The organism is Pseudomonas sp. SIMBA_067 (assembly GCF_046534675.1).
GTDB lineage: Bacteria > Pseudomonadota > Gammaproteobacteria > Pseudomonadales > Pseudomonadaceae > Aquipseudomonas > Aquipseudomonas putida.
Genome location: NZ_JAWRYH010000675.1, coordinates 1 through 261, shown reverse-complemented (window position 1 = coordinate 261; position 261 = coordinate 1). Strand labels below are relative to the sequence as shown.

The window sequence follows — 261 nt, the reverse complement described above, 5'->3', positions numbered from 1 at the left end:
AAAGATGTTTGCCGAGCTGGCGGCTGCCTATACCCGTCTGGAAGAAGATCCTGAGCTGCGCGTAGTCGTGCTGGATGCCGAAGGCGACCACTTTACGGCTGGCCTGGACATGCCGAAGTGCGCGCCACTGCGCAAGGAAGGTAAACCCTACATACCACCTGCCGAAGTCGACCCTTTCGGCCTGCGTGACCCGATTCGTACCAAGCACATGGTCATGGCACTGCAGGGCATCAGCTTCACTGTTGCCATCGAGTTGATGCT

The 261-nt window shown here is 58.2% G+C and carries 1 pseudogene; it reads left to right on the top strand.

What is annotated here, in order from left to right:
* Positions 1–261 (top strand): annotated as a pseudogene (locus SB765_RS30830) (enoyl-CoA hydratase); the annotation flags it as partial.